Annotated in this window: 15 protein-coding genes; 3 read left to right on the top strand and 12 right to left on the bottom strand. The window is 67.5% G+C overall.

Translation table 11 applies throughout. From position 1 onward, the window contains the following. Positions 1-3: 3 nt before the first annotated feature. Positions 4-2,109 carry a PAS domain S-box protein gene (locus ABE571_RS01170; RefSeq protein WP_346462275.1) on the bottom strand — a complete coding sequence of 702 codons (2,106 nt, stop codon included), beginning with the start codon at positions 2,107-2,109 and terminating at the stop codon, positions 4-6. Positions 2,110-2,259: 150 nt separating this feature from the next. On the opposite strand from ABE571_RS01170, the gene ABE571_RS01165 reads away from it, so the two are divergent. Then, a complete protein-coding gene (locus ABE571_RS01165) occupies positions 2,260-5,046 on the top strand; it encodes an EAL domain-containing protein (RefSeq protein ID WP_346493039.1) in 2,787 nt (928 codons plus the stop codon). Positions 5,047-5,413: 367 nt separating this feature from the next. On the opposite strand, the gene ABE571_RS01160 is transcribed toward ABE571_RS01165, so the two are convergent. The 6 genes from ABE571_RS01160 to ABE571_RS01135 all read right to left on the bottom strand — a co-directional run bounded on the left by ABE571_RS01160 (position 5,414) and on the right by ABE571_RS01135 (position 9,821). Continuing rightward, positions 5,414-5,710 (bottom strand): hypothetical protein, encoded by a 297-nt coding sequence (locus tag ABE571_RS01160; protein WP_313218288.1) that lies wholly within the window; start codon positions 5,708-5,710, stop codon positions 5,414-5,416. A gap of 99 nt (positions 5,711-5,809) precedes the next feature. Next, the gene (locus ABE571_RS01155) at positions 5,810-7,000 is read right to left on the bottom strand and encodes a methyl-accepting chemotaxis protein (RefSeq protein ID WP_121036770.1); all 1,191 of its coding nucleotides are present in this window, start codon (positions 6,998-7,000) and stop codon (positions 5,810-5,812) included. 146 nt (positions 7,001-7,146) lie between these two features. Beyond that, positions 7,147-7,761, bottom strand: a complete 615-nt coding sequence (gene hflD / locus ABE571_RS01150; protein ID WP_152150794.1) for a high frequency lysogenization protein HflD — start codon at positions 7,759-7,761, stop codon at positions 7,147-7,149. Continuing rightward, a complete protein-coding gene (mnmA, locus tag ABE571_RS01145; protein WP_313218289.1) occupies positions 7,758-8,897 on the bottom strand; it encodes a tRNA 2-thiouridine(34) synthase MnmA in 1,140 nt (379 codons plus the stop codon). The genes hflD and mnmA overlap by 4 nt, the downstream gene beginning before the upstream one ends. Further along, positions 8,894-9,355, bottom strand: a complete 462-nt coding sequence (locus tag ABE571_RS01140) for an NUDIX hydrolase (RefSeq protein ID WP_313212301.1) — start codon at positions 9,353-9,355, stop codon at positions 8,894-8,896. Before ABE571_RS01140 ends, mnmA begins: the two co-directional genes overlap by 4 nt. Before the next feature lies 1 nt (position 9,356). Next, on the bottom strand, positions 9,357-9,821 hold the full coding sequence (locus ABE571_RS01135) for a YbjN domain-containing protein (RefSeq protein ID WP_313212302.1): 465 nt from the start codon (positions 9,819-9,821) through the stop codon (positions 9,357-9,359). Between the two features lie 94 nt (positions 9,822-9,915). On the opposite strand from ABE571_RS01135, the gene clpS reads away from it, so the two are divergent. Continuing rightward, positions 9,916-10,248: an ATP-dependent Clp protease adapter ClpS gene (gene clpS / locus ABE571_RS01130; RefSeq protein ID WP_121036775.1), complete on the top strand. Its 333-nt coding sequence runs from the start codon at positions 9,916-9,918 to the stop codon at positions 10,246-10,248. 374 nt (positions 10,249-10,622) lie between these two features. Further along, positions 10,623-12,902 (top strand): ATP-dependent Clp protease ATP-binding subunit ClpA, encoded by a 2,280-nt coding sequence (clpA, locus tag ABE571_RS01125; protein WP_313212303.1) that lies wholly within the window; start codon positions 10,623-10,625, stop codon positions 12,900-12,902. An 82-nt stretch (positions 12,903-12,984) separates the two neighbouring features. Here clpA and ABE571_RS01120 read toward each other — a convergent pair whose 3' ends face one another. The 5 genes from ABE571_RS01120 to trxB all read right to left on the bottom strand — a co-directional run bounded on the left by ABE571_RS01120 (position 12,985) and on the right by trxB (position 16,818). Further along, positions 12,985-13,359: a hypothetical protein gene (locus ABE571_RS01120; protein WP_346493038.1), complete on the bottom strand. Its 375-nt coding sequence runs from the start codon at positions 13,357-13,359 to the stop codon at positions 12,985-12,987. A 203-nt stretch (positions 13,360-13,562) separates the two neighbouring features. Further along, a complete protein-coding gene (infA, locus tag ABE571_RS01115) occupies positions 13,563-13,781 on the bottom strand; it encodes a translation initiation factor IF-1 (RefSeq protein ID WP_005409596.1) in 219 nt (72 codons plus the stop codon). 86 nt (positions 13,782-13,867) lie between these two features. Continuing rightward, a complete protein-coding gene (aat, locus tag ABE571_RS01110; RefSeq protein ID WP_313218291.1) occupies positions 13,868-14,617 on the bottom strand; it encodes a leucyl/phenylalanyl-tRNA--protein transferase in 750 nt (249 codons plus the stop codon). Further along, positions 14,614-15,741 carry a GNAT family N-acetyltransferase gene (locus ABE571_RS01105; RefSeq protein WP_346493037.1) on the bottom strand — a complete coding sequence of 376 codons (1,128 nt, stop codon included), beginning with the start codon at positions 15,739-15,741 and terminating at the stop codon, positions 14,614-14,616. The genes aat and ABE571_RS01105 overlap by 4 nt, the downstream gene beginning before the upstream one ends. Before the next feature lie 114 nt (positions 15,742-15,855). Beyond that, on the bottom strand, positions 15,856-16,818 hold the full coding sequence (gene trxB / locus ABE571_RS01100; RefSeq protein ID WP_102788476.1) for a thioredoxin-disulfide reductase: 963 nt from the start codon (positions 16,816-16,818) through the stop codon (positions 15,856-15,858). Positions 16,819-17,035 lie beyond the last annotated feature (217 nt).

Below are 17,035 nucleotides of genomic sequence, written 5' to 3'. Positions count from 1 at the left end.
GGGTCAGTGTTCCAGAGCGTCGTGAGCCGTCGCGCCGGCGGCGCGGTACGGCAGGTAAAGGTCGATCAGGGTACCGGCGCCGTGCGCCGATTCGATGCGTAATGTGCCACCCACGCTCTGCGCGCGCTCGCGCATCACGATCAGGCCCAGGCCGCGCGGGCCATCCGGGTCGAAGCCTTCGCCATCATCGCGGACCTGCAGGTGCAGCCCGTGGTCGTCCACATCGCGCAGGTGCAGGTTGACCTGGCTGGCGCGGGCGTGGCGCAGCACGTTGGTGAGGCTTTCCTGTGCGATGCGGAAGCACGCCTGCTCGATGTCGCCGGCCGGGCGTCGGGGCAGGGACTGGATGTCCGGCAGCAGTTCGATCGCCGCCGAGCGGAACAGCACGCCGGCCTGCCAGCGCAGTGCCGCTTCCAGCCCCAGCGCATCCAGCTGCGGTGGGCGCAGCAGGGTGGAAATGTCGCGCAGCTTGCCGACGGTCGCATCGGCCAGCTGGATGATCTGGGCGAGGTCTTCATCGCGGCGGGCGGCGTCCTGCTCGTCCTGGGCGGCGTAGGCAGACAGTTTCATCGCGGTGATCGCCTGGCCGATGTCGTCGTGCAGATCGCGCGAGATCGCCCGGCGCTCGTCCTCCTGCAGCGAGAACAGTCGCCCGGCCATCGCCTGCAACTCACGGTTGCTGGTTTCCAGCGCCTCGCGGATGCGCTCGGGCTCGCTGAGGTCGCGCACGATCAGCAGCTTGCAGTTGCGCCCGCCGTAGCGCACATCGCCGACCGCCAGGCCGGCCTGGAAGGCCTGGCCGTTGAAGCGGCGCATGCCGATCACTTCGCCAGCCCCGGCGCTCTGCAGGGGCAACTGGGCGAACAACTGCGCCCGCACGCGGGGCAGGTCGTCGTCGGTGACGAGGGCGGCCAGCGGTTCGCCGAGCAGGGTGTGGTGGCCGTAGCCGAATTGGGTGGCCGCGCAGGCATTGGCGTACAGCACGTGCTCCTCGGACAGGATCACCACGCCATCAGGCAGTACCCGCACCAGCTCGCGGAATTGTTCTTCGCGCTCACGCAGCAGGCGCCGCGACTGCTCGCGCTCGGTGACATCCTGCAAGGTGCCCAGCACGCGCGGGCGGCCGGCGTCGTCCTGGCCGCTCTCGGCGCGCAGGTGCACCATCAGGGCGCGCCCGTCCATCGCCAGCAACGGCAGTAGTACATCGATCTGCACGGGCTCGCCGGAGCTCATCTCCTGCAACAGTTGTTCGCTGAGCGCCGCCGTGGCCGGATCGGCCGGCACCAGCAGCTCATCGAACCGGTGCCAGCGCCGGGCGTCGGGCGCGCGCCGCCCGAGCAGGCGATACACCTGATTGGCGTACCGGCCCAGGCCAGTGGCCGGGTCGATCTCCCATGCGCCGATGCGCGCCATCTCGTGCGCTTCTTCCACCCGGGCCAGCGCCTGGTCGCGGCGCAACAACGCCTGGTCTTCGCGGGTGCGGTCGATCGCGATCAACAGACGCGCGCGACGGCCGCCGTAATCGATGAAATTGCTGCGCATCTCCATCCGCCGGGTGCTGCCGTCACTCAGGCGCAGGTCGGCGGTGATCACGCACAGTTGCTCGGGATTGGCGCGGATGTGGTCCAGCTTGGCCTCGAGCATGGCCTCGTGCCCGGGCGGCCACAGCGCGGTGATCGGCATCGCGGTGAAGGCCTCGCGGCTGAAGCCGAAGAAGCTGGCCGCGGCCGGGTTGACGTCCAGGATCGCCAGCGACGCCAGGTCGTAGACCAGGATCGGCCCGGGATTGCCTTCGAACATCTGCCGGTGGCGCGTTTCCGAACTCTCCAGCCGCGCGTGGGTGTGCAGCACGTGCTGGGCCAGCGGGCGCAGCAGCAGATAGATCAGGGCCGCGCTGGCGACCACGAAGAATGTGCCCTTGATGGTCTGCCACTGCGCGGCCGTCTGCAGATCCCCGGCCACCAGCTTGACCGCCGCGTCGCTGCTCAGGATCCACACCAGGGCCAGCACCAGGTAGGCCACGACCACACGCCAGCGGTCGCGGCGCAGATCGCGTGCCAGCGGGGTCTCGGCAGCGGGTTCGGAAGGGCCTGGCAGGCGGGTCGACATGGGGCAGGGCGGGGCCAATCGGACAAGGCGAGTGTCATCTTACCTGCCCCGGGCGAGGATGCAGGGCACCAGGGAACTCAATAAACCGCAATCTCCGCCGTTAACGATTGCGTTCCCCGGTTGTCGGGTGCGTTATCGGAGTTACAGGGCGTGGACCAAGGGATTATCGCGAGTCTGCTGCAGCACCCATTGGCCTCGGCGCTGGTGATCCTCGACCGTGCCGGTCGCCCGATCGCCGCCAACCCGGCCGCGCGCGAGCATGGCCTGCCGGCAACGGTCGCCGCCTACGGGGAGGTGCTGGAAGACCTGCGCCTGCTCGCCGCCGACGGTGGGCTGGTGCCCTGCCAGCTTCCCGGCGGGCCCGGTGGTCGCTTCGATGGCTGGATGCGCGCGGTGCACGATCCGGATGGGCACCTGCTGGCCTTCACCCTGAGCGTGCCCGAGCCGGTCGCCGCCTATGCGGGCAGCTGCTGGGAAGTGGCTCTGGATCACGCCGGGCACGGACTGTGGGATTGGGATCTGCCCAGTGACAGTGTGCGCCGCTCACGGCGCTGGGACGGCCAGCCCATCGAGGATTCCCACAGTCATGCCGACGGTGTCAGCGCGCTGCTGGAGAACGTCCACCCGGACGATCAGCCCGCGGTGCGCGTGGCGATGGATGCCCACCTGCGCGGCGAGAGCGATGCCTATACCACCCAGTTCCGTGCCCGCCATCCCAACGGGGAGTGGCGCTGGGTGCTGGATCGCGGCCGCGTGGTCACCCGCACGGCCGACGGCCAGCCGCTGCGGATGGTCGGTACCCACACCGACATCCAGGCCCAGAAGCAGATGGAAGCCCAGCTGCGCGAGCAGCAGGTGCACCTGCGCGAAGCCCAGCGGATCGCCAGCATGGGCAGTTGGTCGTGGGATCCGGAGGCGCGCCAGTTCTGGTGGTCGCCCGAGTTCCGGGCGCTGCTGGAGACCGGTGATGCACCGCTGCACGGCCGCCGCCACTGGCTGCGCCAGCTGGAGCCGCACTCCCGCGGCCGGCTGCGTGGCGCCTGGCGCCGGATGTGGCGCGATGGCGCGGCCACCACCCTGGAGCTGGAGCTGATCCGTGACAACGGCGGCGCGCTGCACCTGCGCGTGTGGATGCAGCCGTTGATCGGTCCGGACGGGCGGATCCAGCGCCTGCTCGGGCAGGTCCAGAACATCACCGAGCAACACCAGACCGATGCGCTGATCCGCTGGCGCACCGAGCTGCTCAACCGCGTTTCCGCGCTGGGTCGCATCGGCGGCTGCGAGATCGAGGTGGGCACCCGCCACATGCAGTGGACCGAGGAGTGCTATCGCATCCACGGCCTGCGCAAGGAGGCGATCAGCCTGGACCAGGCACTGAGCCTGTACACCCAGGACTCGCGCGACGCGTTCGAGGCAGCCCTGTTGCGGATCGCCGAGGGCGGGCTGCCCGAGCAGCTGGACCTGTGTTTCTACCGGCAGTCCGGGCTGCGCATCTGGGTGCAGGTGCTGATCGAGCTGGACCGCCGCGATGGCCTGCCGACCCGCTTCGTGGTGCTGTTCCGTGACATCACCCGCGAGCGCGAAGCCAACGAGCGCATCGAGCTTCTGGCGCATTACGATCTGCTCACCGGCCTGCCCAACCGCATGCTGCTGCGCGAGCAGACCGCAGACGCCATCGAGGAAGCCCGCGACCGCGGCAGCCCGCTGGCGATGCTGTTCATCGATCTGGATGGCTTCAAGACCATCAACGACACCTTCGGCCACGCCACCGGCGATGCGCTGCTCAAGGCGGCCGCCTCGCGCCTGCACCAGAGCCTGCGCAACAACGACCTGTTCGGGCGCTTCAGCGGGGACGAGTTCATCGTGGTGCTGCGCGACCTGGCCGCGCCGGAAGACGCGGGCCACGTCGCGCGCAAGCTGATCGCCTCACTGGCCGAGCCGCTGCACCGCGGCGAGAGCACGTTGAAGGTCGGCGCCAGCGTCGGCATCGCGATGCTCGACGACAGCCGCCAGGATTTCGAATCACTGCTGCGCGCCGCCGATGCGGCGATGTACGCGGCCAAGGAAGCCGGGCGCAACACCTACCAGTATTACAGCCAGGACGCGCTGGCCAAGATCCAGCGCAAGCTGGAGATCGAGCACGCGCTGCTTGGCGCGATCGAACGCGAAGAGTTCACCCTGGCCTACCAGCCCCTGATGCATGCCGAGAATGACCAGCCCCCGGCGATCGAGGCGCTGCTGCGCTGGCATCGCCCGGGCATCGGCTACTGCAGCCCGGCCGAGTTCATCCCGATTGCCGAGAAGTGCGGCGAGATCGTCCGCATCGGCGACTGGGTGCTGGCCGAAGCCTGCCGCCAGGCCGCCGCGTGGGACGCTGCCGGCCTGCAGTTCGACCGCGTGGCGGTGAACGTTTCGGCCGTGCAGCTGCGCGACCGCGGCTTTGCCGAGCGCGTGATCGACATCTGCCACGCCCACGGCTGGCCACCGCAGCGCCTGGAGCTGGAGCTGACCGAGTCCGCCCTGATCCGTGACACCGAGGTGCTGCGGCATTGCTTCGATGTCCTCGAGCGCCACGGCGTGCCGCTGGCCGTCGACGATTTCGGCACCGGTTTCTCGAACCTGCACTATCTCAATCGCTTCCCGGTCGGCCGCCTCAAGATCGACCGCAGCTTCGTGCAGGGCATGCTGCACGATGCCGGCACCGCCGAAGTCACCCAGGCGATCGTGCATCTGGGCCATGCGCTGGGCATGAAGGTCGTGGCCGAAGGGGTGGAGACCGAGCAGGAAGAGGCGATGCTGCGCCGCCAGGGCTGTGATGAGATCCAGGGCTACCTGTACTCGCGCCCGCTGGCCCCGCGCGATCTGGCGCAGTGGTTGAAGCTGGGTACCCAGACGCCGCCACGCGAGAGTTATGCAGCGGTGACGCAAAGCGTTTGAGGGCGGCGTCGTCGCCCTGTGCGGGGCTGCCCGCCTGACCTGACTCTGAGAATCAGGCGGTTGCCAACGGCGTCGCCAGCCTGACTGGTGCAGCGCCCTGGCGAGATGCGGGAGGACTTCCTTTGCAGTCGATCCTCGCCACCAGCGACTCTCACAACAGGATGGGCAGGCAGCAATGGCCGAGCGTGCGTTTACGTTCGGCTGTGTAGCATTCGATCCGGTAGTAGTCGCGCATCGGCAGGCTCACGCCAGGCAAGGCGGGAGGATATCCATGTTGAATGCCTTTCGCGGGTCCGCGACGGAGCAATTGTGCTCCGGTAACTGCATCGATACAGACTGATCGGGGGACGTGGCGGATGCCGCGCCTTCAGCGCGCAGCAGCACCCAGATCATCACCGCTCAAGCCCAGATCCCAGGCCAGGCCGGCGAGGGCAGGATCGATCGCGGGTGGCAGTGCGGCAATGGCGGGCGAGGGGCGCCTGGCCAGCTGCGCCAGTTCCTGCTGGGCAAGTTGCTCCAGCCGGGCGATCAGGGCGCGGCCCTGCAGTGGCGCAGCCGCAGCGGCAGGTGCGGCTGCGAGAGTGACGGCGTCACTGCCCGGCACCGCCGGCTCCAGCTCGGCGGGGACAACAGAGGCAACCGACAGCAGGGACGCGTTCAACATCAGGTAATCATCTGCAGCCAAGGCGGGTAGTGCAAGCACAACGGCCCCGGGGTAAACCGGGGCCGCAGGGTGTGCCGGGAAGGGCACGGTAAAGCTGGATCAGAACAGCTCGACCGCGCCGGCGGCCATGCTCTGCTGGGCGACGGCCTTGTGCGGCGGGCGCTCCCACTCGGTGCGCATGTCGCGCAGGCGGGTGCCGGTGCGCTGCAGGGCGGTCACGACTTCTTCGTCGAACACGCCGCCACTGCGATGCAGCAGTTCCTGCAGGGCCACCGCCTCGCGGTTGATCGCGGTCAGGCGATCCAGGTGGGTATGCACGCCGCCCAGGGCCTGGGTGGCGATGTCCTCGAACTGCAGGGCACGCACGGCTTCGGCGACGCTGCTGTCGATGGCGCGGCCGCACTCGGAGATCTCACGCATGCCGTCACCCAGCGATGCGTTGATCTGGGCCACGTTGTCCAGCATCTGCGCGGCTTCATGGCGCGCTTCGCGGGAGCGGTCCATATCGCGGGAGGCCATGTGCGAGACGGTCTCGCGCACCTTGGCGATGGCGTCCTTGGAGCTGTGGGCCAGCTTGCGGATCTGCTCGTTGAAGGTGGTGGAACGCTCGGACAGGTTGCGGACTTCGTCGGCGACCACCGCGAAACCGCGGCCGGCTTCACCAGCACGCGCGGCCTCGATGGCGGCGTTCAGGGCCAGCAGGTTGGTCTGGTCGGCAATCGACTTGACGTCTTCCAGCAGCGCGAAAATGCCATCCAGGTGCTGCGCCATCTGGTCGATGTGCTGCACGGTGGTGCTGCTCTGGCCGCTGACCTGCTCCAGCGCCTCGACCAGCTGCTCCATGCGATGGCTGGCGTGCTGGGCGAAACGGGCCACGTCGACGCCGGCACCACCTTCGTCACCGGCGCGGTCGACGATACGGGCCAGGGCCTGGCTCTGCTGGCGCGACTTGCGGTTCATGGCATCGAAGCTGCTGCCCAGGCCACCGACCGCATGTCGGATCAGATCGCGGGCACGTTCGACCTCGCCACGCGAGCCTTCGATTTCGTTGCCGACAAACGAGCGCAGCTCGGTCAGCAACTGGTCCTGCTCGCGCAGGATGCGGGCCTGCTCAGGCGAACGCTGGGTCTGGGCGCGGGCGCTCCACCAGGCAAACCCGAGCCAGCTGAGCGTCATCGTGCTCAGGATCGCCCAACGCAGGGCGGCTGGCCACTCGAAGCCGATGGCAAAGGGAAGCAGAAGGGTCAGGACCAGGGGGGCGGCCAGACGGATGAAGAGGCGTGAGTACATGGACGTTCTCGGGGAGGTGCACGGATGCTGTATCGGCCGTACCCCGGTTTGCTTTAGCCGTCCGCATGATTTTTCCGCCCGTCGCCCTCGACCCAAGGGGCACGAGGCTGGGCCGCCGATCCCGCCGGCGGCCCCTCCACCGCGGCTCAGCGCAGCTGGCGCGCGACCGCTTCGAGCATCGTTTTGCGGGAGAACAGGAAGTCCCAGTACTGGCCGCCGGTCTGGCGCCACAGCACCGCCGAGCGGACCGCCGCCAACAGCAGGGCGCGGATCTCGGCGACCACGCCGGCCTGGCCGAGGTAGTGCGGATTGCCCTGGACCATCACGCGCGGCTTGAGGTTGCTGATGGTGTCTGCGTACAGGCCACCCAGCGCGGCGAGCACGTCCGGGTGGGCGCTGTCGCCGAGCTCGCTGGCCTGGGCCTGGGCGCGCTCGATGCCGGTGCTGACCTTGGCTACGATCTCGTTCTCGCGCACGAACCGGCGCTCCAGCTGCAGCACGGACAAGGCCAGGCGAGGCAGGTGCTCATCCTGGCCCTGGCTGCTCAGGTAGTTGTGCAGCAGGCGCAGGCCCGGGGCGACATTGCTGGCGCTGCCGTAGATCTCCTGCGGGCTGGCCGCGTCAATGCGGAACACGCTCTCCACCGCGGTGCGGACCACGGCGGCTTCGGAGTGGCCGGTTTCGGCGATGCGGCGGACCTGCTGCAGGGCCTGGGCGATGCCGGCCAGAGCAAGAACGCGGTCGTCGACGGAAAAACTCATGCAGCAGATACCTCGAAAGGAGAAGGGGTGGCGCGAAGGCGCTGTTCCAGGGGGGCATCGGTGGCGGCGATGACGGCGCCGCCAAGGCAGACCTCATCGTCATACAACACCAGCGATTGACCGGGGGTGACGGCACGCTGCGGCCGGGCGAAGCGCACCTCCAGGGTGCCGTCATCGCGCACAGACACCGTGCAGGGTTCATCGGGCTGGCGGTACCGGGTCTGGGCAGTGCACGCGAACCGGCGCGCGGGCGGGGCGCCGGCGATCCAGTGGGCGGCCTCGGAGTGCAGCCGGGTGGACTGCAGCCACGGGCTCTCGCGGTCCTGGTCCACGTACAGCACGTTGCTGGCGACGTCCTTGCCGACCACATACCACGGCGCCGCCGGCCGGCCTCGCACGCCGCCGATGTTCAGGCCCTCGCGCTGGCCGAGCGTGAAATAGAACACGCCGGGATGTTCGGCGATCAGGGCGCCATCGGGATCGCGGATCTCGCCTGTTTTCGCCGGCAGATAGCGGCCGAGGAACTCGCGGAAGTCGCGTTCGCCGATGAAGCAGATCCCGGTGGAATCCTTCTTGGCGTGGGTGGGCAGGCGCGCGTCCCGGGCAATCCGGCGCAGGTCGTTCTTCTGCAGATCGCCGATCGGGAACAGCGTGGCGGCCAGCTGTTCCTGGCCCAGCTGGTGCAGGAAGTAGCTCTGATCCTTGCTGCGGTCGGCACCACGCAGCAGTGCCCAGCGGCCGCCGACCTGCGCGACGCGGGCGTAATGCCCGGTCGCGATGCGCTCGGCGCCGAGCTCACGCGCGGCATCGAGGAAATGCTTGAACTTCACTTCGCGGTTGCACAGCACGTCCGGATTGGGCGTGCGGCCGGCGGCGTACTCGGCCAGGAAGTGTTCGAACACCCCTTGCCAGTACTCGCTGGAGAAATCGCGGAAGTGGAACGGGATGCCGAGCAGGCCGCACACGGCCACGGCATCGCGGCGGTCATCTTCGGCGCGGCAATCGCCGCTGCCGTCATCGGCCCAGTTCTGCATGAACAGCCCGGCCACCGGCTCGCCCTGCTGGACCAGCCGCCAGGCCGCGACGGAGGAGTCCACGCCGCCGGAGACACCGACCATGATGCGCGGGGTGCTCATGCAGCCTCCTTGACGATGGAGAGCGGGTGGCGCTGGCCCGCCAGGTAATCTTCGACCACCTGCCAGACCAGTGGGCTGCGCAGGCGGTCGGGATCGGCCTTCAGCTCGGCCGGGGTCAGCCAGAGCGCGCGCAGGATGCCGTCGTCCAGCGGCCGGTCGGGATCGTGCGACACCGGTTCGGCCGCGTAGGCAAAGCGCAGGAACGGCGTGCCATCCGGGGCGGTCCACTGGTAGGTACCGATGAAGGCGCTCAAGCGCACCGTCCAGCCGGTCTCTTCCAGCGTTTCACGCACGGCAGCCGCCGCCAGCGATTCGTCCGGCTCCAGGTGCCCAGCGGGCTGGTTCAGCACCTGGCGTCCGTCGATCGCCTCCTCGACCAGCAACAGACGCCCATCACGCACCACCACGGTGGCCACGGTGACATGGGGCGTCCAGCGCGGTTCCTGCACGGCATTCACTTCAGTATTCGTCCTGCTCGGTCAGTTCGAGCTCCATGGCGTCCGCAGTGCGGATGGCCGCATCGATGGCGTCGCTGAGTTGCTCCGGGGTGGCAGTGGCATCGACCTTGACCACGAACATCGCCAGCTGGTCCTGCTTCACCCAGGCACCCATCTTGGCATCCTGCGAGTCTTCCAGCAGGCGGTTGGCGACGGCAGCGGGGAACTGCTTGCCCGGCGAATTGTAGGCCGGCGACCAGATCTCACGGATCTTGTGCTTGCCGAACTCCTCGACGGTGGAGCGCACGAAGGCCAGCTGGCTGCGGCCATCATCCATGTCGAAGACCATCTTGTAGTCGCCGTCCTCGTCCACCTCGTAGGTGTACTTCAGCGTGTCCAGGGCACGCCCGACCGCCTTGTCCGGCTCGGCCGCATGGGCGCCGGTGGCAGTCACGGCCAGCAGCAGTGCGGCAGCAATCCTTTTCATGAAATCCCTGTGAAGGTCTGGTTGGAGAGTGCAGATTGTGAAGGGCGGCGGGGGGCAACGTCCAATCCGGGGGCTGGAGCCCTATAATGTGGGGATGCCCCGCGAGACTTCCCACGAAACTCATCACGACCATGGCGTGCTGCTTGAGCCTGCACGCCCTGAGGTCGCGCCACCGCCGATGTACCAGGTGATGCTGTTGAACGACGACTACACCCCGATGGATTTCGTGGTGACAGTCCTGCAGCACTTCTTCTCGATGGATCTGGACCAGGCCACCCAGGTGATGCTTCACGTGCACACCCGCGGCCGCGGCGTGTGCGGGGTATTCACCCGCGAGGTCGCCGAATCCAAGGTCGCCCAGGTCAACGAGTTCTCGCGCATGAACCAGCATCCGCTGTTGTGCACGATGGAAAAGGCCAGCGGCTGACGTTCTGGCGGGCCTGCACTGCGTGTGCCCGCGATCCGCACTGTTCCACCAACACTGACATCCGGCCCTCAGCGGCCGGCGTGTCCCTGCGTCGTGCCTGCTACGAAGCCTGCTCTGGCGGTCCGACGATGGCACGCGCGCCAGTCCCTCCCGGCGCCACCCGCGGGCCGCTGCAGCACCGTTGGCTGGCCGTGACATTGCCATCACGGCAAAGCTGCCATTTCGTGGCCGGAAGATCGTGCATGATGGAGGCTCGTCGAATGGACGGAGCGGTCAGGCAAGTGCTAACGCCGTCTGAACGCACTGATCCGCTAGGGTGATGGAAATCGTGAAGGTTGGCCGCATATTGTTCCTAACTGCCGCCGGAGTTAATCATGTTCAGTAAAGACCTCGAACACACCATCGGACAGTGCTACAAGCGCGCCCGTGAGGCCCGGCATGAATTCATGACGGTGGAACACCTGCTGCTGGCACTGCTCGACAACCCGTCCGCCCAGGCCGTCCTCAAGGCCTGCGGCGCGGATGCCGACCGCCTGCGCCAGGAACTGGAACAGGCCATCGAGGCCTCGGTCTCGCGCCTGGCCGAAGATGATGGGCGCGATACCCAGCCGACGCTGGGCTTCCAGCGCGTGCTGCAGCGCGCGGTGTACCACGTGCAGTCCTCGGGCAAGAAGGAAGTCACCGGCGCCAACGTGCTGGTGGCGATCTTCGGCGAGAAGGACTCGCACGCCGTGTACTACCTCAACCAGCAGGACGTCACCCGGCTGGATATCGTCAACTACCTCTCCCATGGCATCGCCAAGCTGGGCGAGGAGGGCGAAGTGCCGCCCGCCGCCGATGGCGAGGGCCGCACCGAGGGTGCCGAGGGCGAAGGCAAGGGGGATGCCCTGGCCGAGTTCGCCAGCAACCTCAACGACCAGGCCCGCAACGGCAAGATCGACCCGCTGGTCGGCCGTGCCGATGAAATCGAGCGCACCATCCAGGTCCTGTGCCGTCGCCGCAAGAACAACCCGCTGTACGTGGGCGAGGCGGGCGTGGGCAAGACGGCGATCGCCGAAGGCCTGGCCAAGCGCATCGTGGAAGGGTCGGTGCCGGATGTGCTCGCCGATGCGGTGATCTATTCGCTGGACCTCGGCGCGCTGGTGGCCGGGACCAAGTACCGCGGCGACTTCGAAAAGCGCCTGAAGGGCGTGCTGACCGCGATGAAGAAGCTGCCCAATGCGGTGCTGTTCATCGATGAGATCCACACCATCATCGGTGCCGGGTCCGCCTCGGGCGGCACCATGGATGCCTCCAACCTGATCAAGCCGGCCCTGGCCTCGGGCGAGCTGCGCTGCATCGGCTCGACCACCTTCCAGGAATACCGCGGCATCTTCGAGAAGGATCGGGCCCTGGCCCGCCGTTTCCAGAAGATCGACATCGTCGAGCCGACGGTGGGTGAAACCTACGAGATCCTGCAGGGCCTCAAGCCCAAGTACGAAGCGCACCACGGCGTGACCTACGCCGATGACGCGCTGCAGGCTGCGGTGGATCTGTCGGTCAAGCACATCAACGACCGCCTGCTGCCGGACAAGGCGATCGATGTGATCGACGAAGCCGGTGCCCGCCAGCGCCTGCTGCCGGACGGTGAGCGCAAGGAACTGATCGACATCGAGGAGATCGAGACCATCGTCGCCAAGATGGCCCGCATCCCGGCCAAGCAGGTCAGCGCGACCGACAAGGACGTGCTCCAGCATCTGGAGCGCAACCTGAAGATGGTGATCTTCGGCCAGGACCCGGCCATCGAGACACTGTCCTCGGCGATCAAGCTCGCCCGCTCGGGCCTGGCCAATCCGGAAAAGCCGATCGGCAACTTCCTGTTCTCCGGCCCGACCGGCGTGGGCAAGACCGAGGTGACCAAGCAGCTCGCGCTGCAGCTGGGCATCGAGCTGGTCCGCTTCGACATGAGCGAGTACATGGAGTCGCATTCGATCAGCCGCCTGATCGGTGCCCCTCCGGGCTATGTCGGCTTCGACCAGGGCGGCCTGCTGACCGAGAAGATCGTCAAGACCCCGCACTGCGTGCTGCTGCTGGACGAGGTGGAAAAAGCCCACCCGGACATCTTCAACATCCTGCTGCAGGTCATGGACCGCGGTGTGCTGACCGACACCAATGGCCGTGAGGCGAACTTCAAGAACGTGGTGCTGGTGATGACCACCAATGCCGGCGCGGCCCAGGCCTCGCGGCGTTCGATCGGCTTCACCCGCCAGGACCATGCCACCGACGCGATGGAGGTCATCCGCAAGAGCTTCACGCCGGAGTTCCGCAACCGTCTGGATGCGATCGTGCAGTTCCAGGCGCTGGGCTTCGAGCACATCCTGCGCGTGGTGGACAAGTTCCTGATCGAGCTGGAAATGCTGCTGCAGGAAAAGCACGTCAGCCTGTCGGCCACCCCGACCGCGCGCGACTGGCTGGCCCACCATGGCTTCGATCCGCTGATGGGTGCCCGCCCGATGGCGCGCGTGATCCAGGACAAGATCAAGCGTCCGCTGGCCGACGAGCTGCTGTTCGGCAAGCTGGTCAACGGTGGCAAGGTCAGCATCGACGTCCGCGACGACCAGCTGTTTGTCGAGACCGAGGCCGAGCCGGAGCGTCTGTTGCCGGCCACGGTGTAATCGGGTCGCAGGTGTTGTCGAGATGAATGCAAAAGCCCCCGAAAGGGGGCTTTTGTTTAGGCGGGCGTGGGCGCTTGGTCGATCACTGGCGCGCGCGCGCCTTACGTGTGAATTCCTCGGCGGTGATCGGATCAACGGCACTGATCGCGCAGCTCTGTCCATTGGTGCGCAGCTTGCTGGCCCCTGCGCCGCAGAGTTGGCCCTCCCGGCCGGGCGTGACAAAGGCGAGCTTCGGCGACATCGCGGCGCTGCTGCAGGAGCGTTCGAAACGCACCAGGTAATGCTGGTCGCCATTGCGCAGCAGCACGTCGCGGTCAGCCCCGTTGCGTACCAGCTGTTGATCCGCAGAGAGCGTGATGCAGTCGCCGGGGGCTGTGGGTTCGGCGGCCTGGGCCGACGCGGCGGCCAGACAGGTGATCAGGAGCAGGGGAGACGGGTACTTCATGGCGGGGGCCATCGGGTCATGATCCGGATTGGATCGACCGCCAGCGTGGACCGTTGCGTGCCAGGGCGAATCTGCATCAAGGCATCCTGACCGACGTCAGGGTGCACTGGGTCAGGGTGTCGCTTGGCAGGGTAAGGCCGCTGCCGGCGGAATGCCGCCCACGCGAAAAGGCCAGCACCTGGCTGGCCTTCTGGCGGGAACAACCCCCGGACCGCTTATTTCATGCGGTAGGTGATGCGACCCTTGGTCAGGTCGTACGGGGTCATTTCGACCTTGACGCGGTCGCCCGTCAGGATGCGGATGTAGTTCTTGCGCATGCGGCCGGAGATGTGGGCGATGATTTCATGCCCATTTTCCAGTCGTACGCGGAAAGTGGTGTTCGGCAGCGTCTCGCTGACGGTGCCTTCGAACTCGATGGAGTCGTCTTTCGACATGTAGTCCTGTGCAGTTCTGTAACCGGCCGAGCTGGCCTGAAGAGCGGGCATTTTACGCGCGTCGGGCGTTTGATGCAAAGTTTTGGTTAAGGCCGGTCCGGATCGGCGATTTCGGCGGCGGCCAGTGTGCCGAACAAATCCACCCAATCGCCTGCGGCGGCTGGCTGTTGGACCTGTTCACGGACCAGTGCGAGAAAACGCTGCCGGGGCCAGTGCTCAGCGCCCATGCGCAGGAGATGGTCATTTTCGACCTGCGCATCGATCAGCGGCCACCCCCAGCTGGCCAGCCGATGGGCCAACCCGGCCAGGGCGACCTTGGAGCCGCCCGAGACCGCACTGAACATGCTCTCCCCAAAGAACATCCGCCCGATCGCCACCCCGTAGATGCCGCCGACCAGGGCATCGCCATCGAACACCTCCACCGAGTGCGCGAAGCCGAGCCGGTGCAGGTCGACGTAGGCGTCGCGCATGTCGCGCGTGATCCAGGTGCCGTCCTGGCCCGGGCGCGGGCTGGCCGCACAGGCATTGATCACCTGCTCGAAACAGGTGTCGGCCCGCAGCGTCCAGGTGCTCTGCCGGAGCGAGCGGCGAAAGCGGCTGGACAGGTGCACGCCGTCGGTACGGAACACCATGCGCGGGTCCGGCGACCACCACAGCAGCGGCTGGCCTTCGGAGAACCACGGAAAGATACCGCCGGCATAGGCATTGAGCAGCCGCACCGGCGAGAGGTCGCCGCCGAGCGCCAGCAGGCCATCCGGATCGCGCAGCGCGGTCTCCGCGGGCGGGAAGGGAGCGTCCGGCGCATCGTCCAGGCGCCAGGGCAGCCGGCGGGTCATGCCAGGTCGGCCTTGAACGGACTGTGCGACGCCAGTACACGTGCGTAGTGGGCGACCTCGGCGCGCTCCTGTGCGCACCACGCAACCAGTGCCTCGGCAAAGGCGGGCTCGGCGATCCAGTGCCGGCTGCGCACCCGGTGCGGCAGGAAGCCGCGCGCCAGCTTGTGCTCACCTTGGGCGCCGGGCTCGAAGCGGGCCAGTCCTTCGCGCAGGCAGTAGGCGATGCCCTGGTAGTAGCAGGTCTCGAAATGCAGGCCGGGCAGGGTGGCGCCGCCCCAGTAGCGCCCATAGAGCGTGTCTGCGCCACGCAGGCACAGCGCACCGGCGACCGGCCCGCCATCGAGCACGGCCAGGAAGATCACCAGCGCGCGCGGCATCGTGCGGGCGAGATGCTGCAGGAAGGGCAGCGTCAGCGCGGGAGAGTTGCCGTACTCGGCGAAGGTCTGCAGGTAGAAGCCGTGCATGGCGCGCAGATCGGCCTCGGTCGCCTCATCGCCATGCACGATGCGATACGTGACGCCGCTGCGCGCGAGCTTGGTGCGTTCCTGGCGGATGTTCTTGCGGTGCTTGTGGTCCATCGCGCCGAGGAAGTCGTCGAAGGTCTGCCAGCCACCGGGGTTGTGCCACTGGAACTGGATGTCCTCGCGCAGCAGCCAGTCCGGGCTGAAGGCGGGGTCTTCCTCGGCGGGGTGGAAGTTGATGTGGGCCGAGGACCAGCCCAGGCGTGCCACTTCGCCCGCCAGCGATGCCAGCAGCGCGCCACGATCCTCCGTTGTGCCGGCAAATAGACGCGGGCCGGTCACGGGCGAATACGGCACCGCGCCCAGCCACTTGGGGAAGTAGTCCAGCCCGTGCTGGGCGTACGCGTGCGCCCAGGCGTGATCGAACACGAACTCGCCGTGCGAGTTGTCCTTGAGATAACCCGGGATCGCCGCGACCAGGGTGTCCCCGTCCCACAGGGTGAAGTGGCGCGGCCGCCAGCCCCATTCGGGGCGCAGGCAACCGTGTTCTTCAAGGCCGGCGAGGAAGGCGTGCGACAGGAACGGGTTGCGGCCGTCGTGCAGGGCGTCCCAGGCGGCGGCGGGGACATCGGACAGGCGATGCAGGAAACGTGGATCGGGCATGGGCAGAGGATAGAGCAGGTGGGACGGGCGCAGGGCGGGCGGAACGTACCGGCCAGTAAAAAGGCCGGTGAATGATTCACCGGCCTTCGTGTGCTGCGCGATTCGGGCGTCAGATCAGCTCGCCTGACCCTTCGCATCCAGATAGCGCTCGGCATCCAGTGCGGCCATGCAGCCGAAGCCGGCCGAGGTGATCGCCTGACGGTAGTGCTGGTCGGCCACGTCGCCGGCGGCGAACACGCCTTCCACCGAGGTCTGGGTGGCGTTGCCGCCCAGGCCCGAGCGGATGTCCAGGTAGCCGTTGTTCATGGTCAGCTGGCCATCGAACAGGCTGGTGTTGGGGTGGTGGCCGATCGCCACGAAGAAGCCATGGGCCTCGATGTCACGGGTGCTGCCGTCCAGCGTGGACTTGACGCGCACACCGGTCACGCCGGCGTCGTTGCCCAGCACTTCGTCCACCTGGTGGTGCCACACGGTCTCGATCTTGCCGGCGGCGACCTTGGCGAACAGCTTGTCCTGCATGATCTTTTCCGCCTTGAGGGTGTCGCGGCGGTGGACCAGGTAGACCTTGCGGGCGATGTTGGACAGGTACAGGGCCTCTTCCACGGCGGTGTTGCCGCCGCCGACCACGACCACGTCCTGGTCACGGTAGAAGAAGCCATCGCAGGTGGCGCAGGCGGACACGCCGCGGCCCTTGAAGGCCTCTTCGCTGGGGATGCCCAGGTACTTGGCGGTGGCGCCGGTGGCGATGATCAGGGCGTCGCAGGTGTACTCGGCGCTGTCGCCGATCAGCTTGAACGGGCGCTGGGAGACATCAGCGGTGTGGATGTGGTCGAAGATGACCTCGGTCTCGAAGCGCTCGGCATGCGCCTGCATGCGGGTCATCAGGTCCGGGCCCATCAGACCGTGTGCATCTCCAGGCCAGTTGTCCACCTCGGTGGTGGTCATCAGCTGGCCGCCCTGCTGCAGGCCGGTGATCACGACGGGCTTGAGGTTGGCGCGCGCGGCGTAGACGGCGGCGGTCCAGCCGGCCGGGCCGGAACCAAGGATCAACAGGCGGGAGTGCTTGGAGTTGCTCATGTAAGCTCGCAATAGAAGGTAGGGCGGGACACTGGCAGGGTGATTGCGCGGCGTCCGAGCGAAGTCATAGAGTGGCGGCAGGGGCGGGGCGATTCAAGGCGCGCAGTGGAACGCGGCGACCCGCCGGGCACGACGCCCATTCCGGTGCCGGAGTTTTGACGCTGGCCGTGCTGGCCAACGGCCGGCACCTACCGGGGTGGGATCCAGTCGTTTATTA

This window comes from Stenotrophomonas sp. TWI273 (assembly GCF_039674765.1).
Lineage (GTDB): Bacteria > Pseudomonadota > Gammaproteobacteria > Xanthomonadales > Xanthomonadaceae > Stenotrophomonas.
This window is presented reverse-complemented; position numbering and strand designations above follow the sequence as displayed.